A 16,098-nucleotide genomic window follows, 5' to 3' on the forward strand; every position below is an offset into this window, starting at 1 on the left:
AACAGCAGGCGTAAAAAAAGAGCACACCAAAGTGTGCTCTTTCTATTTTGAACTGTCAAAGCAGATCAATCTTGGCAACCTAGCCCAGCGGGAACGGTTCTGGTTCCAGCAGGAAAGGGAAGACCCGAATCGGTTCGCCCATGGTCAGATCATCGGGATACTTCAACTGAGCAGCCCGGTCTGCGGCGAACTGCAAGCGAGTCAGTTCCAGTCCACAGTAATGATCGGCGTTTGACTCTGCGGCCACGTCTGCAAATACTTCACCAGCGGAAGCAGCATGACGACGCACACCATGAATACTGCCTTCGCGAACTTTGATACCCGCAGCGGACAGCTTGACCAGTCCCTTCAGGAATCGGCCTGGAATCGAATCCGGACCACAGACGCGTAACAGACGCTCCCATTCATCATGGGCTTCCCAGTAGTAGCCCAGGTTGAAGAAGTCGATCGCGTTCAGATAGTTCCGGTGCTCCATCCAGTTTTCCTGCGTGAGCGCCTTGGGAGGCTTCGGCTTATTACCGTAGCTGTGGCCCTTGGGATCACGATAGGGATGCGGCAAACTCTTGCCAGGCACAAACGTATATTCAGGCAGTCGGGATGATGGCAGTAAACGTACAACTTCAGCAACAGGATAAACCATCCTCTAAAATCTCCAAATTCTCTTCTAATTAGCTAAAAACAACAAAACTCTGATCTGTCTCATTCTTTGACAGATGTGCCTGGGTGGCACGGGAGGCTCTAAAATGTGTCAGGAAATCAGATTTGATATCTGAACCTAACTTATTTATTCATAATAATTTCCGCACAGATAGCGCAAATTGAAATTACTCGGGCTCCGCCCCTCATCCAAATGGGCTCGCTTGTTGTCGGCTCACAGTCAGCAATCAATGCAGCAGAGAGCAAAGGGGTAGGAAACTGAAAAAATAAGCTGAATCCGCTTATTTTCAAGCTTTAACTCACCCATCATATACAAGCTTTATTGAACTTAAAGACCAGATTTTGCAATTTGCGCCAATTTGAGAAATTTCACCGTAGCAGGTTCCAGTCAGTCAATCCAACTCATTTTCAGATCAGTTCCCGCTCTCGCGCCACACAAAAACATTTCACATAAGTAACTACAATAAATTAACTTACAATCGCACCCAGCCATGTCACATTCGATCACCAGAGCAGCCCCGCTAACCCCTCGTGAAATTCTCAACACAGGGAAACAACTCCCCACTTCTGATAAATGAGATCATCCCTCCCCCCTCATTTGACACCTGACCATTCCTGCCCCCACCACTGTTTAAACTGAACTTGATCCGCTCTCCCCCAATCATAAATTATCTCAATTGTGCTTCGCGCGCGAGGCGGACGAAATGAGCACTGGAATCTGCGTGACCAGTCATCCAGATGCACCTGAATCGCCGTCGATTTTTCCACCTTTTCACTGGAACCTCCTGCACTACTTCTCGATGTCTCCTAAGATTTCAAATCATTTCGGAGCACATTCAGAGCATTTCACAGTTCACTCACAAGAAACTCAGGAACTCTCACAGGGAATTCAAAGCACAAGCTCCCCTTGACCCCCGCGCGCCGTTCCACACAATCTCACCATCGTTCAACACAAGTAAGACGAATGAGCCGCAGGGCATCAGCCCCGCCTGGAACGGTCATAGGAATCCATTGTACCCGACCGTCGCGCGCACAGAGAGATGAATACAATGAAGCTGATAACATGCGCAGTGCAGATTCGTCCCGCTCGAACGGATCACACAAGTGTCGGCGGGGCACGGCAGGAACTGCCGCTGTTCGCGAGCAAACTAGTTACCCGATTTCTCAGCCTCTTTCTGACGCGCTTCCTCAGCCCGAATTTTCCGCGCCGAGATACTGCGAAACTCCCAGGGCAGCTTCGCGTTTTCCGGCAGCGAATCCAGCACCGCCTGCAGTTCCGCGTGCGACGTTCCAGTCGCCCGATCACTTTTCACGCGTTCGGTTCCCGACAGATCGTGCTGCTCGAGCGGGTCCTCCGACAGATCATAAAACTCGCCGGTGGAATACAGCTTGAACCGCTGATCACGGACCACCCGCTGTTTGTAATACTGGGTCAGACACCACGGACGCCAGGGCTCCTCACGGGGCTGATCCAGAATCTGCGGTGCAAACGACCTGCCGTCAATCGTCACTCCCGATGGCAGCGGTGCATCGGCCAGATCAGCCAGCGTCGGCAGAAAATCAGCCGCATCAATCAGGTCATCGCTGACCCGTTCTCTACCCACCAGCTTCGGACAATTGATAATCAGCGGCATGTTAATGCCCTGCTCTTTCAGCGAGTAGATCCCCTCTCCCGAAACACGACCGTTGATCCGGCCTCCCAGGCTCTGTTCTGCATTCTGGTCGGTCCCGTTATCAGTCCCGTTATCGGGCACAATAAACAGAATCGTATTGTCGCGGATGCCCAGTTCATCCAGCGTCTCAACGAGCCGCCCGATCAGGTGATCGGAATAATTCAGCATGCCCGCAAACTGCTCGCGCGGCGTCAGGTCTTCTCCCAGATTATGCGGCGTATGCACCACGGGTATGTGAGTCAGAATCGTAGAGTAATAAGCACAGAACGGCTTGTCCCGATGCGTTTTCATATACTCAATCAGATAGTCCGTGAAAATATCCGGACCGAATTTCCCTTTTGTATCCAGCCGCTTCCCGTTCTGAATCACATAGGGGTCCCAGTAGCGTTTCTTATGAGCCGGATGACCTTTTTTCCCTTCCGGAAAAATACAGTACTCCTGAAACCCATGCTCGATCAAGGCGTCTTTCTGTGCGGGATCGAACAGATCATTGATCTGCCACTTCCCGGAGATACACGTGTTATAGCCTGCGTCACGCAGAATCCGGGCGAAGCAGATTTCCCGGTTCCAGTCAAAGTAGCCGCCTCCGTAAATCGCGGGATCGTGGTGCGTATGCCAGCCCGAACGGAACGGGTAGCGTCCCGTCAGCAGCATGTGCCGCGTCGTACTGCAGACCGGCGTCACATAACAGTTGCGAAATCGCAGACCGTTATAAGCCAGATGATCGATGGTTGGCGTCTGATTCTCCGAACTCCCATAACAGCGGAACCAGTCCTTGCCCACGTTATCGAGCAAAATAAAGATGATGTTCGGGCGCTGGTCCTGTTTTTGTTCCGCAGCCTGCGCGGGCAGTGCGCAGAGAACCATGCAGCAGATCAGACAGACATTCACACACAGACGTTTCATAACACTCTCAGTTCCAGTTTTGAAGCGCAAGTTTCGTTTCCACAGGTTCAACCTGAATCATCGCCGTGGATGCACCCCGCATTTTCTGAATCTGGGGCAGTACTTTCTCACTCGCAATATACCAGGCCATCCCCAGCAACAGCACAAAGCCGATGCTGGCCAGAATATTCATCCCGATTCCGTTCCGATGTTCGCCCATCACTTTTTTACTGCTGGTCAGCAACAATAACGCGCCCGCAGCCAGAGGGGCCGCCACAACGGTCACCGCCTGGGCAGCAACAATCGCCACCACCGGTTTCGTCCCCGACTGGATCACGTAGAGCCCGACGAACATCCCGGTCAACAGTACCGCTGCCGTCAGAATACGCGTCCACTTATCCTGGGGCGTGCCCCCCAGGCCCAGGCTGTCAGACAGAATAAATCCGCCGATCATCGAATTCACGATAAATGAAGAGTAGGCTGCCGAGAACAGTCCAATGCAGAACAGAATCTGTCCTTTATCTCCAAACAACGGCTGCAATGCATTACCGACATCGCTGACTCCCGACAGTTCTTTCCCCCGCAGTACCGCGGCTGCAGTCGACATGATCATGATCGTGATCAATGCCATAATCGTCACGCTGATAACAGAATCGATGCGGCCATCTTTCAGATCCTGAACTTTCCAGCCTTTGAACCGCGCCAGGTAAGACTGGTAAAATGCGGCTGAAATTACAAAGGTGGTTCCCACCAGTCCCAGCAACGAAAGATTCAGAATCGAATCCAGTCCGTCACTGCCATATCCGGGAATCACCCCCTCTGCCATTTCCAGCAGATTGGGTTTCGCGAAAAACAGATTGATGGCAAAGGACGCCAGCATCAAAGCCACAAAGATCGACATCAATCGTTCGACCAGCTTATACAGGTTCTTGAAGCCGAACAGAAACGCCAGTGAAATCGCATTGAAGATCACGATGCCATATTTGAAATCAGTATAACTTTCCAGAGCCGAATGCACTCCGATATTATTTCCGAACTGATAGGCGGCTGAGATAAAAAAGACACCGCAGCCAATCAAAATGGTTAACGGACGTCCCACCATTTTAGCCAGCAGGGTGCAGGTCGACTCTTCAGTCACTGTCCCCAGTTTCGCACCGAGTGAAGTATAAATCAGCATAAAGAAAACCGAGATCAGCACGACCCAGATCATGCTGTAACCGTCTTTGGCTCCCAGATTGGAACTCGATAAAATACTTCCGGGACCAATCACCACACAGGCGGTTACCAGGCCGGGGCCAATCCGTTGCCACCAGTGGGGCCGGGCATTCGTTGCTGATTCTGCTGCTGCTTCACTCACGGGACGGGTATCCTCAGAAGGTTCTCAATGTGGTGTGGGGAAAACATATGCAACCTTCATTATGCGAAACTCAAGACAAGACACAATCCTCTTCTTCTTCGTCCGGTTTTATTTTGTAAAGATTCTTAGTAATGTTTAAGATAGCTTTACAGTCGGCTCCTGCGCTGCGGACTGCCGCCGGCTTTCAAGCTGCTCGTTATTCCTCGCCATAGATTCATTCGACCAAAGGATCATCACGTGAAAGCTCTGTTGAATCTGCTCGCCCTGATCTGTCTGCTGTCTGGACTTTTCTCCAATCCGCTGTCTGCTGCGGAGTCCAACCGGAAGCCCAACTTCATCGTCATCTTTTGCGACAACCTGGGTTATGGCGATATCGAACCTTTCGGCTCGACCGTCAATCGGACCCCCTGTTTAAACCGTATGGCACGCGAAGGACGCAAATTCACTCACTTCTGTGTGACCGCAGGTGTCTGCACCCCTTCACGGGCCTCCATCATGACCGGCTGTTATTCACAGCGGGTTGGCATGCACTGGAATCCCCGCGACGGACAGGTACTGCGACCGATCTCTCCCTACGGACTGAATCCCGAAGAAGTCACGGTTGCCGAAGTCCTGAAGCAGAAAGGCTACAAGACCGGCATGATCGGGAAATGGCACCTCGGAGACCAGCCTCCTTTTCTGCCCACCAAACAGGGCTTCGATTATTTCTATGGCATTCCCTACAGCGATGACATGACCCAGGCCGTCGGGCAGCGACTCGGCGATCGCCTGGATGGCAAAAACTGGCCTCCCCTGCCCGTCATGCTGAACGATACTGTCATCAGAGCCGGCGTCGATCGTAATCTGCTCACCAAAGACTACACCGAAAAAGCGGTCGAGTTCATTGAACAGAACAAAGACGAGCCCTTCTTCCTCTATTTCCCACAGGCCATGCCCGGCAGTACCAGCAAACCGTTCGCCAGTGATGCCTTCCGGGGCAAAAGTAAAAACGGCCCCTGGGGTGACAGCATCGAAGAACTCGACTGGTCGACCGGACAACTGCTCGACAAACTCGTCGAGCTGGGCATCGACGACGATACGCTCGTCGTCTGGACGTCAGACAATGGCTCTCCCATGGCCCGGGACATGAACAGCACCGAACGGGGAACCAACAAACCGCTGCATGGTCGCGGCTACACCACTTCGGAAGGCGCCTTCCGCGTCCCCACCATCATGTGGTGGCCGGGCCGCGTTCCCGCCGACACGGTCTGTACCGAACTGGCAACCACCATGGACCTGCTCCCTACCTTCGCCGATCTGGCAGGCGCCAAAGTACCCACCGATCGCATCATCGACGGACACGATATCCAACCTCTGATCTTTGGCACAGAAGGCGCGAAAAGCCCCTACGATGTCTTCTACTATTACGCGATGGATCAGCTGCAGGCCGTCCGCAAAGGGCCCTGGAAACTGTTTGTGCCACTCAAAGAATTCAGTCGGCACCCGCACTTCAAAAAAGGAGAAGGCTCTCAGCCGCTCCTGTTTAACGTCGTCACCGATATCAGCTGCGAGCACAATGTCGCCGACCAGCATCCGGAGATCGTCAAAGAACTGCAGGCCCTCGCCGAAAAGGGACGTGCCGACCTGGGAGACACCAATCGCCCCGGTGCCAATCAGCGCAAAGCAGCGCACATTGAGAATCCGGTCCCCCCGACCCTCAAAACAACATCCACTAAATAATCATTATTCCGAAGAGAGTTTCGGAATCAGCCAGCATACGAAAGAATTCCATGCATTCACTGGAAACCGACTGCCGGACCGTTAAGCAGAAACTGGATTCAGATCAAAACTTTGTTCTGCTCGACTGCCGGGAACAGAATGAATATGACCACGTCCATATCGACGCAGCACGCCTGCTCCCGATGAGTGAAATTCAGGAGCGGGCAGGAGAACTGGAAGACCTCCGTTCTGAGGAAATCATCGTCTACTGCCATCACGGCATGCGGAGTCTGCAGGTCGCCAGCTGGCTGTCACAAAATGGTTTTACGAATGTCAAAAGTATGCAGGGGGGCATCGATGCCTGGTCCTGCGAAATCGATGATACCAAACCGCGGTATTAAACCCGAACATAGCCGCGGCAAGTCCGCGTTGATACAATGTGCTCTCCGTCTTTAATGCAACACCTGATGAATCCACTGTGGGAGTTTGAGATGTCTTACGAACATGTCTTTTATCTGTTTCCGCTGGTCGTCGGAATGGTCCTCAGCAATACCGCTCAGGCCACCGCAGCCGATGAGCCCCTGGTCTTCATTTCGGCATTCGCAGCTGGTGAAGAGGGTGCCATCCATGCTTACAAATTCAATCCCGAGACAGGTGAGCTCACGCAGGTCGCACGGACCGCTGATGTCGAGCATCCCTTCTTCCTCGCCGTGTCGCCCGACAACCGCTACCTGTACTCGATCCATGCCCCCGGTAAATTCAGCGGCAAAGACAATGAATTTGTCTCCGCCTTCGAACTGGAGGAACGCACCGGCAAACTGAAGCTGCTCAATCGGCAGTCCTCACTGGGAACCGCTTCCTGTTACCTGGATATCGATGACACCGGTAAAGCAGTTGTGGTTGCCAACTATACCACAGGCAGTGTCGCTTCCCTCCCCGTCAATGCCGATGGCTCGCTGGGAGAAGCAGCCACGTTCGTGCAGCACGAGGGTTCCAGCGTGAATCCCAAGCGTCAAAAAGAACCGCACGCCCACTGCAGCGTCATCAGCCCGGACCAGAAATATGTCTTCGCCGCCGACCTGGGGCTCGACAAAATCATGGCTTACAAACTGGATCCCCAGACCGCGAAACTGACTCCCGCTACGCAGCCGTTTGTCAGAACCATCCCCGGTGCCGGCCCGCGTCATCTGACCTTCCATCCGAATGGAAAGCAGATGTATGTCATCAACGAACTCAAGAATTCCATCACGGAATTCGATTACGATCCCGCAACCGGCTTTCTGACCGAAGGCCAGACCATCGACACCCTGCCCGCTGACTTCACCGATGTCAGCCACTGTGCCGACCTGAAATTCACTCCCGATGGTCGGTTCCTCTACGGGACGAATCGCGGCCATGACAGTCTGGCGGCTTACAGTGTTGACCCAGAGGGAAAATTATCGCTGATCGAAATCATCCCCAGTCTGGGCAAAGGACCACAGAACCTGGTCATTACCGCGGACGGGAAGCATCTGCTCTGTGCGAATATGCCGGGGAATAACGTCGTGGTCTTCGCCATCGATCAGCAGACCGGCAAACTGACGGCCGTCGGCGAACCGATCTCCATCCCCAGCCCGTCCTGCATCATGATTCGTTAACTGGCACAGCAGAAAGGAATTCTACTCGGACGGCGTCTCAGCCTTGGATGGCTCGTCTTCGCTCTCTTCCGGGTGTTTTGCATCATACTGTTCCATCAGCAGAGAGGGGCAGGTTTCTTCCTCTTCGCACTGTTTGCAAATCACCTGAATCAGGTCGGCACCGCCCAGGCGCAGCTGATTTTCTTCGCAATACTTGTAGAGTTCCTTTAAATGCGTACAGACCATGACGGGGCCTCCTCTCTATCAGATAATCGCTCCCTTTGAGAACAGGGAGCGGTGAATTGTGTGACTCTCTCCATTTTTGATTTTCTGCCGATTTCCTGCAAGAGGAAAATGGGAATAACGCGGTCTCTTTCGGCTGGAGTTGCTTCCGCAGCAACAGTCACAGTACGATACGGAAACGGCCCCGTGGCCTTCCCACTGTATGTTATTTAAGGTCGTTAGCGCTGCGATCCTCATTGAAAACCGAACTCATTGAAATCCGAACCAGGACAAGCAACTCATGACTCACTCCTCTGAACCCTGGACGTTTCTGCATGTCAATGACAGTCATATGGGTACGGCTCGCTCTTACCGCTTTCGGCCGGCGATCAACAAACGCTGGGCTGCCATCAAACAGCAGATGTCAGAGATCGATGCCGACCTCCTGCTCCACGGCGGCGACCTGACGCGCGACGGCGACACGCACGAGTTCGAATACCAGCAGGCCCGCGAAGATCTGAATACACTCCCCTTCCCCACATTCATCATCCCCGGGAACATGGATGTCGGCAACAAACACACCGCCGTCAACGGAGTCAAACCGCGGTGGGATCCCAAAGGCCTGGGCTGGAATGACCCGGATCTGAATATGACCGGCGAACGCCTGGATCTCTTCAGCAACTACTTTGGCCCTCTGCAGTGGACCTTCATGCACAAAGAGATCCGCTTCACCGGCTTTTATGCCGCCGTCGCAGGCACGGGTCTCCCCCATGAAGACCGCTTCTGGCGCATGCTGGAACAACTCCCCGATCTGCCTGCAGGAAAACATCATGTCGCCGTCATGCATTACTGGCCCTTCATGGAATCCCCTGATGAACCGGACTGGGACCCAACCAAAGGCGAGGAATACGACAACTGGTATTTCTCAATCAATCCGCCACACAGACAAAGATTGTGGGAGATCCTCAAAGCAGCCAAAGTGGAGATTCTGTTTTGCGGTCACGTCCATACGGGACGCGCCGTGCAACACATCGACGGCATTCGCATCTATCGCACCCAGGCGGCAGGCAACACCGGACAGCTGGCAGAACGCTGGCCCGAAGCTGACACCCGCTTTGGATTTCATCGCTGCGATGTTTCAGAAGCCGGGATCGACGTCACCTTCATCCCCGGCCTCGACCAGTGCGACGAGTTCGGCACTTTCGGACCGCTGGGGCATCCCCCGGTCGAAGAACGTGATTACTCGGTCGCGGAAGAAAAACCGCCGCTGATTCCCGATGCCCATCATTAATTCCCATTGGAGAGATCAACCATGCACGGACGCGTTTTTATTGCAGTCAGTCTGGACGGATTCATCGCCCGTAAAGATGGCTCCCTCGACTGGCTTCCCGGCAGTGATGGTGCCGGCGATCAGACGGCTGAAGATTTCGGTTACCAGCAGTTCATGGACGGAATCGACGTTCTCGTGATGGGCCGCCATACGTTCGAAACAGTCCTCTCCTTCGGCACCTGGCCCTACGGCGACAAACGGGTGATCGTCCTCAGCAGCCAGTCGCTTAGTCTACCAGATCATCTGCCCGCCTCGGTCGAAGTCAGAAACAGTTCGCCCACACAGCTGTTTCAGGATCTGACAGAAGAGGGTCTGAACAATGCCTACATCGACGGCGGCATTACGATCCAGCGATTTCTCGCAGCCGGACTGATCGACGAGCTGATCATCACGCGCATTCCCACCTTGATTGGCGAGGGACTCCCCCTGTTCGGCGCACTCGCGCAAGACATTCCGCTTCAGCACCGAGAGACACGTTCCTTTGATAACGGTTTCGTCCAAAGCCGATATGCAGTGCAGAATGCAGTATCTTCAGACTGATTGTTTTTGCGACGAAATTCCCGGGATTCCGCTTCCCGCCTGAGGCGAAATCGCAGTATACTCCAGAGCAGAAGACACCCATCCCGTGTGGGAAGCCTCCCCGCTATGCCCTGCCCGTCTGATTCACGAAAGGAACAGACCATGTCAACGCGAATTATTGCCTGCACTCTCATCTGCCTACTCTCATCCACGCTGCTTTCAGCAGCAGATAAACCCGATAAAACTGCTGTCCTCGATGCCGAACTGCTCAAAGCAGTCAAAACGCTGGACGAAGCCTTTTCCAAGCGGGACAAGGAAACGATTCGCCGGATGACCGATGAGCGGCACATTTCCATCGCACCCAGCTACCAGTTTTTCAGCCAGAAAGATCAACTGGAGGCTCTGCCCGAACTCAAGCTGACCCTCTTCAAGGCCAGCCCGAAAAAGATCATCCACACCACACCGAGCGCGGCCATCATCACCTACGAAGCCCAGATTGAAGGAACCTTCGAAGGTAAGCAGCTGGCGAAGCATGTGCAGATTCTGGAATGCTGGATCAAACGCAAGGGAGAGTGGCTCGAAGTCTCCTACCAGGAAACGCCCATTCCCTGATCGAACCGGTCGTAGCGCAGGAACATCAGGAATCAGCGGGTTCCTGTGCTGCCTCCTTCATCCAGGTCTGCAGCATGTCACGCAGCATGCCCAGTTCCTTCCACAATTGCCCCTGGTCTTTGTTCGCATGTTCGAAGCACCAGGGCCCCCGAAATCCGGCCTGCCAGCCAATCTCGAAACAGCGTTTGAGATCATACAGCGGATGCTCACCGCGGGGACCAATGGCCCGTGCTTTAAAATCACAGGTGACCGCAATCGGAAATGTCTTCGCCAGCCCTGCGTAACGCAGTTCATCACTGTCCCAGTTCCCCGTATCGGGACAAGCCGCCACCTGATGACCAATCGCCTTGACCAGTTTGACGACGGACTCGGGATCGTTCTGCATCCAGCCGTAATTCTCAACCAGCAATTGGACATTCCGTTCCGCACCGTAATCACACAACTCCCGGTAGCTGTCGATATGAATCTGCATATCGGGACGCTGCGTTCGAGGCAGCGGACGCGCCCACTTCAGTCCCAGCTCGGAAGCCACATCGATCGACGCCTTATAGGTTTTCAACGCGTGTGCGCGAGTGGCCTGATCGGGACTGTTCATGTCCAGCTTTCCCTGGTTCATTTTCAGGTTGGTCAACACGCATCCCACCCGATCCGCTGCATTCCGCAACTGTTCCAGGTACTTGCCATCGGTCACTGACACTGTGGACGTATTCAGATCGATGACCGTCATCCCCAGTTCCTCCCGCAGCATGCGGGGCAGGTCCAGCAGAGAGATTTTTCCCTTGGCAGCCCGGGGCGAGAGATGTCCCGAAAAAGAAGAAGTCGTGATCCCCAGCGCACGCTCAAGTGAGGGAGCCGCCTTGGCTTTCTGTCCTGAATCGGCCTTGATAGACCGTCGATCCAGCAACGGGATCGCCAGGGCGCCGCTGCCCGCCTGTAGAAACGCTCTTCGTGAAAACTTCATTTTTGCTTCTCCGCTTCAGAACACTACAATGCATGTCCGACAGTTTAGATCTGCCATCGTACGCCAGTTCGAAGTCAGATGTCATCTGGAAATATTGATTTTTCTGAAACGCAGGCCACTCCGATGAAGTATTTCCCCTGAACGGACTTCCCTCATCAGTCGACTTTCATTCGAACGAATTGCCGATCATGCCCGATTCTCTGTTTCGATTCTGTACGCTGCTCCTGATCTGCTGCTGCCTGCAAACAGCCTCGGCCCGGGAGCAGGCACGCCCCGAAATTCATTCCAATACAGGGCCCCTGCAGTTCAAAGACATCCGCTACCTCACCCGCTCCCTCGCTGATTTTCCAGACCGCAAGGCATTCGTCATCGTCGCCTGCAACACGACCTGCCCCCTCGTCAAACGCTATCTCCCCAAACTCAAACGTCTCGAACAGCAATATCGCCCACAGGGAGTTCAATTCATCGCCCTGCACACCGGCCCCACTGACTCCATTCGCGAGATCGCCGAATTTGCGGTAGAACACGAAATCCCCTTCCCCAATGTCCAGGATCGCAAGGGAACCTCCGTCGCTGCTCTGGGACTGACCCGCACGCCGGAAGTCGCCGTTCTCGACGCCAGCTACCGTCTCCACTACCGCGGCCGCATCGATGACCAGTACCGCATCGGGGGTTCGCTGCCGCGACCTTCCCAGGAGAATCTGACGGCCGCGATTGAGGGAGTCCTGCACGGAACGCCGATTTCCGTAACAGAAACCAACGTGGATGGCTGCCTGATTACCCACGCAGCCCAAACAGAGCCCGACCGGTCACTCACTTATTACAAAGACATTCAGCCACTGCTGCAAAAACATTGCACAGACTGTCATCGCCCCGGCACTGAAGCCCCCTTCGCCTTAACAACGCTCGCTGAAGTCCAGAATAACGGTGCGATGATCGCGGAGGTCGTCTCCGACCAGCGCATGCCCCCCTGGTATGGGGGGACGTCACACGCCGAGTTCGCCAATCACCGTGGCATGTCCCGCCGGGAACGTAAACAGGTGACGGACTGGGTCGAGTCAGGCATGCCCGCCGGAACAGAACCCGCCGATTTCAAACCCGCGCTCACTGAAGTCGACGCCGATAAGTGGCTGATCGGCGAACCTGATCTCAAAATCAGCATGCTGGAAAGACACGCGCTCCCCGCGGAGGGATACATTCCCTACCGCTACACCATTCTCCCCTACGTCTTCCCCGAGGATACCTGGGTCTCTGCAATCGAAATCAAACCCGACAATCCCGGCGTCGTCCATCACTGCAACATGGCGGCTGTCACCTTAACGAAGAAATGGGACGAGTCGAATTTTCTCACCGGAAAAGTGCCGGGCTCGGGACCGATGATGCTGCCCGAAGGACTGGGGGTCATGATCCCCAAAGGGAGTGCCCTGGCGTTACAGATTCATTACACCTCGACCGGCAAACCGGAAAACTGTCGCATCTCGGTCGGCTTTAAATACGTGCAGGGCAAAGTTCAGAAACGGTATCGCTTCCTGATCATCAAAAATACGAAATTCGAGATCCCCCCGGAAGCCCCGCACTACGAGGTCAGCAACGCCCGCACACTCAAACAGGACGCCCACGGCATCGGACTCTTCGCCCACATGCATCTCCGCGGCAAGGATCTCTCCTTCCTGGCCCATTACCCGGAAGGGAAACAGGAAAAACTGCTGGTCATTCCCAATTACAGCTTCGACTGGCAAATCGGTTATCTCTGGAAAGACCAGCGGCACTTCTTCCCCAAAGGCACCCGCATCGAAGCCATCGCCCACTACGACAATTCGGCTTTCAATCCCTTCAATCCGGATCCAGGTGCCACCGTCAGGGAGGGACCGCAGACCTACCATGAAATGCTGTACGCGTTCTTCTTCTACACCTATGCGAATGAGCGGCTGAATCTGACCATCGATCCCCGCACCGGACAGGCGGTTCCCTGACCGGCGCCTGCAGGCTGATTTCTGGTTGAGAACTGGTTATGATTGTCAGAATGTAAGCGTTATCTGCAGAATCAACCGAAGCCGACTGTTTGCCGAGAATCCTCATGCGTGTCCTGTTCCTGATCTCCGGGAAGAATGTTCCCTCCTCTCGATTTCGGGTGCTGAATTATCTCCCCTTTCTCAAACAGGCAGGCATCTCGTGTACGGTTCTCGCCAGTTACCCCGAAAAATATGAGCACATCCCCTGGCTCGGCTACCGCCTCAGCTACCTGCTCAAACGCATCACCCGCTACCTGCATTATCTCTACGCCTGCCTGAGACCCTTCGATCTGATTTTCATCGAACGGGAAATCTTCGACATCCCCGCCTACGACATGGAACTTTTGTTCCTGAACCGACCCGCCAAATGCGTTCTCGATATTGACGATGCGATTTTTCTCCGCTATCCCAAGAAATTCCAGGTACTGGCGGAGAAAGTCGATCTGCTGATCGCCGGCAACCAGAATCTCTGCGCAGTCGCCCGTAAATATAACGACCACGTCCGACTGCTCCCCACGTCGGTCATCACCGGTAAATACCCCCTCAAGGATTTTAGTCAGCCCCCCACCACCAAACCAGTCATCGGCTGGACCGGCCTTGATACCAACATCCCGAACCTCAAACTCGTCGTCCCGGCACTGAACCGCCTGGCAGAAAAATACGAATTCACACTCTGCATCATCTCAGCCTCCCCCGACCCGATCGCGGAGCTTGAACTGAAGGGAGTCGAAGTCCGCCACCTGGTCTGGAATCCGGAAACGGAATATCAGGACCTCTCCGCCTTCGACATCGGCATCATGCCCTTAAAAGACGATGAATGGTCCCGCTACAAATGCGGCTTAAAACTGCTGCAATACATGGCCCTGGGAATCCCCGCCGTCGCGTCGCCGGTCGGCGTCAATGCAGAGATCATCGAACAGGGGGAGAATGGATTCTGCGCCGATTCAACCGAGGCCTGGTACGCCTCCCTGGAACAGTTACTCACCTCACCCGAGCTGCGAAAACAAGTCGGCCTGAGCGGCCGGAAAACGGTCAAAGAAGAATTCGATACCGAACGCAACAGCCAGCGTTTGATACAGTTCCTGGAAGAGACAGTGGATCAGAACTGATTTCCGAAGATGCTGCCGCGAATGGTGAGCTAAGAGTGATGGACAATTAAAGCCTCTTCAGCATGCTCAATAAAGGCCATTCCGACACATGGAGACTGTGAATGGTGTCGGATCACACTTTCAGGGCCACATAGATACGTGAATCCAGCCCTTCAAAGTACAACTCATTTTTGGAGTCATACTTTGCTTTGGGCTTGGTCCAGATCCGCCCATCCGCCAACTGCACACGATCCGGACACGATTCGTAGGCAATTTTGATCATCCGGAAAAGACGGTGTAGCGTCTCACGGTTATGAGCCAGGATGCAGGTGGTATGATCCAGATATATGGTTCAGTGATCATTGCGTGGAGATTAGCGCAATGGTGGGGAGGTGTCAAATTATTTCAGTAACAGCTTTTGCTTCCCACAATCCTCTCAAAGCTTCAATATGATTTGGGGCAGTCAATTCAATTGGCATTTCGCGACCAAAAACGAATATCCGGACACGGTTGTAAGGTCTTGTTGAAACGTGATCACCATAAAAATCCTCACCTTCCTCCCATTACCGCCACGATTCATCACCTGCATCCAGTTCTGCCCCAGGTGTAAAATCAATCTTCAATATCAAGCCAGTGTTGATTAACTCATCGCCTATCTTTATGAAATGCATTCATCGACTCCAACTCAAAAATATAATTTGTTGTTAAACATCATAGTTTGGCGAGATCAATGAAGTTTTATATTTTGCAAATGCAGCATCAGTGTTCTGTGAACATTGACCACAGACATCAATAGCTTTTGTTTGTGGACCATTTCCCAAGTCAATTTCACCTGATGCATACCCCCACCCAGCAGGATAATCAGCACCTTCATTAGCCCGAACTTGTTTCCCACAAGAATCGCATTCCCATACGATCATAGTCACTTCTTTTTTTACCATAACTTATTCCTTAACCTGAGTACTGAATCCCAAATAAATCACCCCCATTCTCAGTATGTCCAGATAATTGTTCAATGCAATCTTGTGCATTTGCTCATTTCTTCACGGATTTTCTGACAGGGCACTATTCCCCGTAATCACTGTCCGCAGTATTCGCCGTATCAGAGCAGCCGCCACGAGCGAACTTCGCATAGCCATAGAAGGGCTTACCATCATTTTTCGGTGACGGAGTACCATTTGATTGCAGCAGGAGCAGATGGGGGCGGGGTTCATGCAGGAACAAGGACTACGGATTTGATTAATAATCGCCCGCACTTTATGCTTTTTTTGTGTAGAGCTTTCCACTCTCTGATTCCTATTCTGTGTGGCTACCTACGCTCTTGCACGGAAACCCTGTGTCATTTTGATAAAAGGGGTCGAGCGCGCAAAAAAAGCCTCACCCAGATATGTATCTGGATGAGGCTTTGATATAGCAAAAGGTTGGTGGTCAAGTTTTAAGAGCTTCGTCCTCATCAGGTTGTTGATCG

The 16,098-nt window shown here is 53.4% G+C and carries 15 protein-coding genes; 8 read left to right on the forward strand and 7 right to left on the reverse strand.

Annotated features, from left to right (window positions below; translation table 11 throughout):
* Positions 1 to 79: 79 nt before the first annotated feature.
* From FYZ48_RS09570 to FYZ48_RS09580, 3 genes are all read right to left on the reverse strand, one after another.
* Complete coding sequence (locus FYZ48_RS09570; RefSeq protein WP_145042995.1) at positions 80 to 640, reverse strand: DUF309 domain-containing protein; 561 nt, start codon at positions 638 to 640, stop codon at positions 80 to 82.
* Between the two features lie 1,165 nt (positions 641 to 1,805).
* Positions 1,806 to 3,236, reverse strand: a complete 1,431-nt coding sequence (locus FYZ48_RS09575) for a sulfatase-like hydrolase/transferase (protein WP_149339720.1) — start codon at positions 3,234 to 3,236, stop codon at positions 1,806 to 1,808.
* A 7-nt stretch (positions 3,237 to 3,243) separates the two neighbouring features.
* Positions 3,244 to 4,572, reverse strand: coding sequence for an Nramp family divalent metal transporter (locus tag FYZ48_RS09580; protein ID WP_149339722.1), 1,329 nt, complete (start codon positions 4,570 to 4,572; stop codon positions 3,244 to 3,246).
* Positions 4,573 to 4,818: 246 nt separating this feature from the next.
* Here FYZ48_RS09580 and FYZ48_RS09585 point away from each other — a divergent pair, with 246 nt between their 5' ends.
* From FYZ48_RS09585 to FYZ48_RS09595, 3 genes are all read left to right on the forward strand, one after another.
* Complete coding sequence (locus FYZ48_RS09585) at positions 4,819 to 6,291, forward strand: sulfatase family protein (protein ID WP_149339787.1); 1,473 nt, start codon at positions 4,819 to 4,821, stop codon at positions 6,289 to 6,291.
* Positions 6,292 to 6,341: 50 nt separating this feature from the next.
* Positions 6,342 to 6,671, forward strand: coding sequence for a rhodanese-like domain-containing protein (locus FYZ48_RS09590; RefSeq protein ID WP_149339724.1), 330 nt, complete (start codon positions 6,342 to 6,344; stop codon positions 6,669 to 6,671).
* A 90-nt stretch (positions 6,672 to 6,761) separates the two neighbouring features.
* Entirely contained in the window at positions 6,762 to 7,907 is a 1,146-nt protein-coding gene (locus FYZ48_RS09595) for a lactonase family protein (RefSeq protein ID WP_149339726.1), read from the forward strand.
* 21 nt (positions 7,908 to 7,928) lie between these two features.
* Here FYZ48_RS09595 and FYZ48_RS09600 read toward each other — a convergent pair whose 3' ends face one another.
* Positions 7,929 to 8,132, reverse strand: a complete 204-nt coding sequence (locus tag FYZ48_RS09600; protein ID WP_149339728.1) for a hypothetical protein — start codon at positions 8,130 to 8,132, stop codon at positions 7,929 to 7,931.
* Between the two features lie 277 nt (positions 8,133 to 8,409).
* On the opposite strand from FYZ48_RS09600, the gene FYZ48_RS09605 reads away from it, so the two are divergent.
* The 3 genes from FYZ48_RS09605 to FYZ48_RS09615 all read left to right on the forward strand — a co-directional run bounded on the left by FYZ48_RS09605 (position 8,410) and on the right by FYZ48_RS09615 (position 10,569).
* Positions 8,410 to 9,399 (forward strand): metallophosphoesterase family protein, encoded by a 990-nt coding sequence (locus tag FYZ48_RS09605; protein ID WP_149339731.1) that lies wholly within the window; start codon positions 8,410 to 8,412, stop codon positions 9,397 to 9,399.
* A gap of 21 nt (positions 9,400 to 9,420) precedes the next feature.
* Positions 9,421 to 9,978 (forward strand): dihydrofolate reductase family protein, encoded by a 558-nt coding sequence (locus FYZ48_RS09610; RefSeq protein WP_149339733.1) that lies wholly within the window; start codon positions 9,421 to 9,423, stop codon positions 9,976 to 9,978.
* A 141-nt stretch (positions 9,979 to 10,119) separates the two neighbouring features.
* On the forward strand, positions 10,120 to 10,569 hold the full coding sequence (locus tag FYZ48_RS09615; RefSeq protein ID WP_187781947.1) for a nuclear transport factor 2 family protein: 450 nt from the start codon (positions 10,120 to 10,122) through the stop codon (positions 10,567 to 10,569).
* Positions 10,570 to 10,594: 25 nt separating this feature from the next.
* On the opposite strand, the gene FYZ48_RS09620 is transcribed toward FYZ48_RS09615, so the two are convergent.
* A complete protein-coding gene (locus FYZ48_RS09620; RefSeq protein WP_149339737.1) occupies positions 10,595 to 11,530 on the reverse strand; it encodes a sugar phosphate isomerase/epimerase family protein in 936 nt (311 codons plus the stop codon).
* A 188-nt stretch (positions 11,531 to 11,718) separates the two neighbouring features.
* On the opposite strand from FYZ48_RS09620, the gene FYZ48_RS09625 reads away from it, so the two are divergent.
* Both FYZ48_RS09625 and FYZ48_RS09630 read left to right on the forward strand, forming a co-directional pair.
* Positions 11,719 to 13,503 carry a redoxin family protein gene (locus FYZ48_RS09625; RefSeq protein WP_149339739.1) on the forward strand — a complete coding sequence of 595 codons (1,785 nt, stop codon included), beginning with the start codon at positions 11,719 to 11,721 and terminating at the stop codon, positions 13,501 to 13,503.
* Positions 13,504 to 13,607: 104 nt separating this feature from the next.
* On the forward strand, positions 13,608 to 14,651 hold the full coding sequence (locus FYZ48_RS09630; protein ID WP_149339741.1) for a glycosyltransferase family 4 protein: 1,044 nt from the start codon (positions 13,608 to 13,610) through the stop codon (positions 14,649 to 14,651).
* 112 nt (positions 14,652 to 14,763) lie between these two features.
* Here FYZ48_RS09630 and FYZ48_RS29240 read toward each other — a convergent pair whose 3' ends face one another.
* Both FYZ48_RS29240 and FYZ48_RS09635 read right to left on the reverse strand, forming a co-directional pair.
* Entirely contained in the window at positions 14,764 to 14,913 is a 150-nt protein-coding gene (locus FYZ48_RS29240) for a hypothetical protein (protein ID WP_187781948.1), read from the reverse strand.
* A 421-nt stretch (positions 14,914 to 15,334) separates the two neighbouring features.
* Positions 15,335 to 15,571 carry a hypothetical protein gene (locus FYZ48_RS09635; protein ID WP_149339743.1) on the reverse strand — a complete coding sequence of 79 codons (237 nt, stop codon included), beginning with the start codon at positions 15,569 to 15,571 and terminating at the stop codon, positions 15,335 to 15,337.
* Positions 15,572 to 16,098: the final 527 nt, after the last annotated feature.

Source organism: Gimesia chilikensis, from assembly GCF_008329715.1.
GTDB lineage: Bacteria > Planctomycetota > Planctomycetia > Planctomycetales > Planctomycetaceae > Gimesia > Gimesia chilikensis.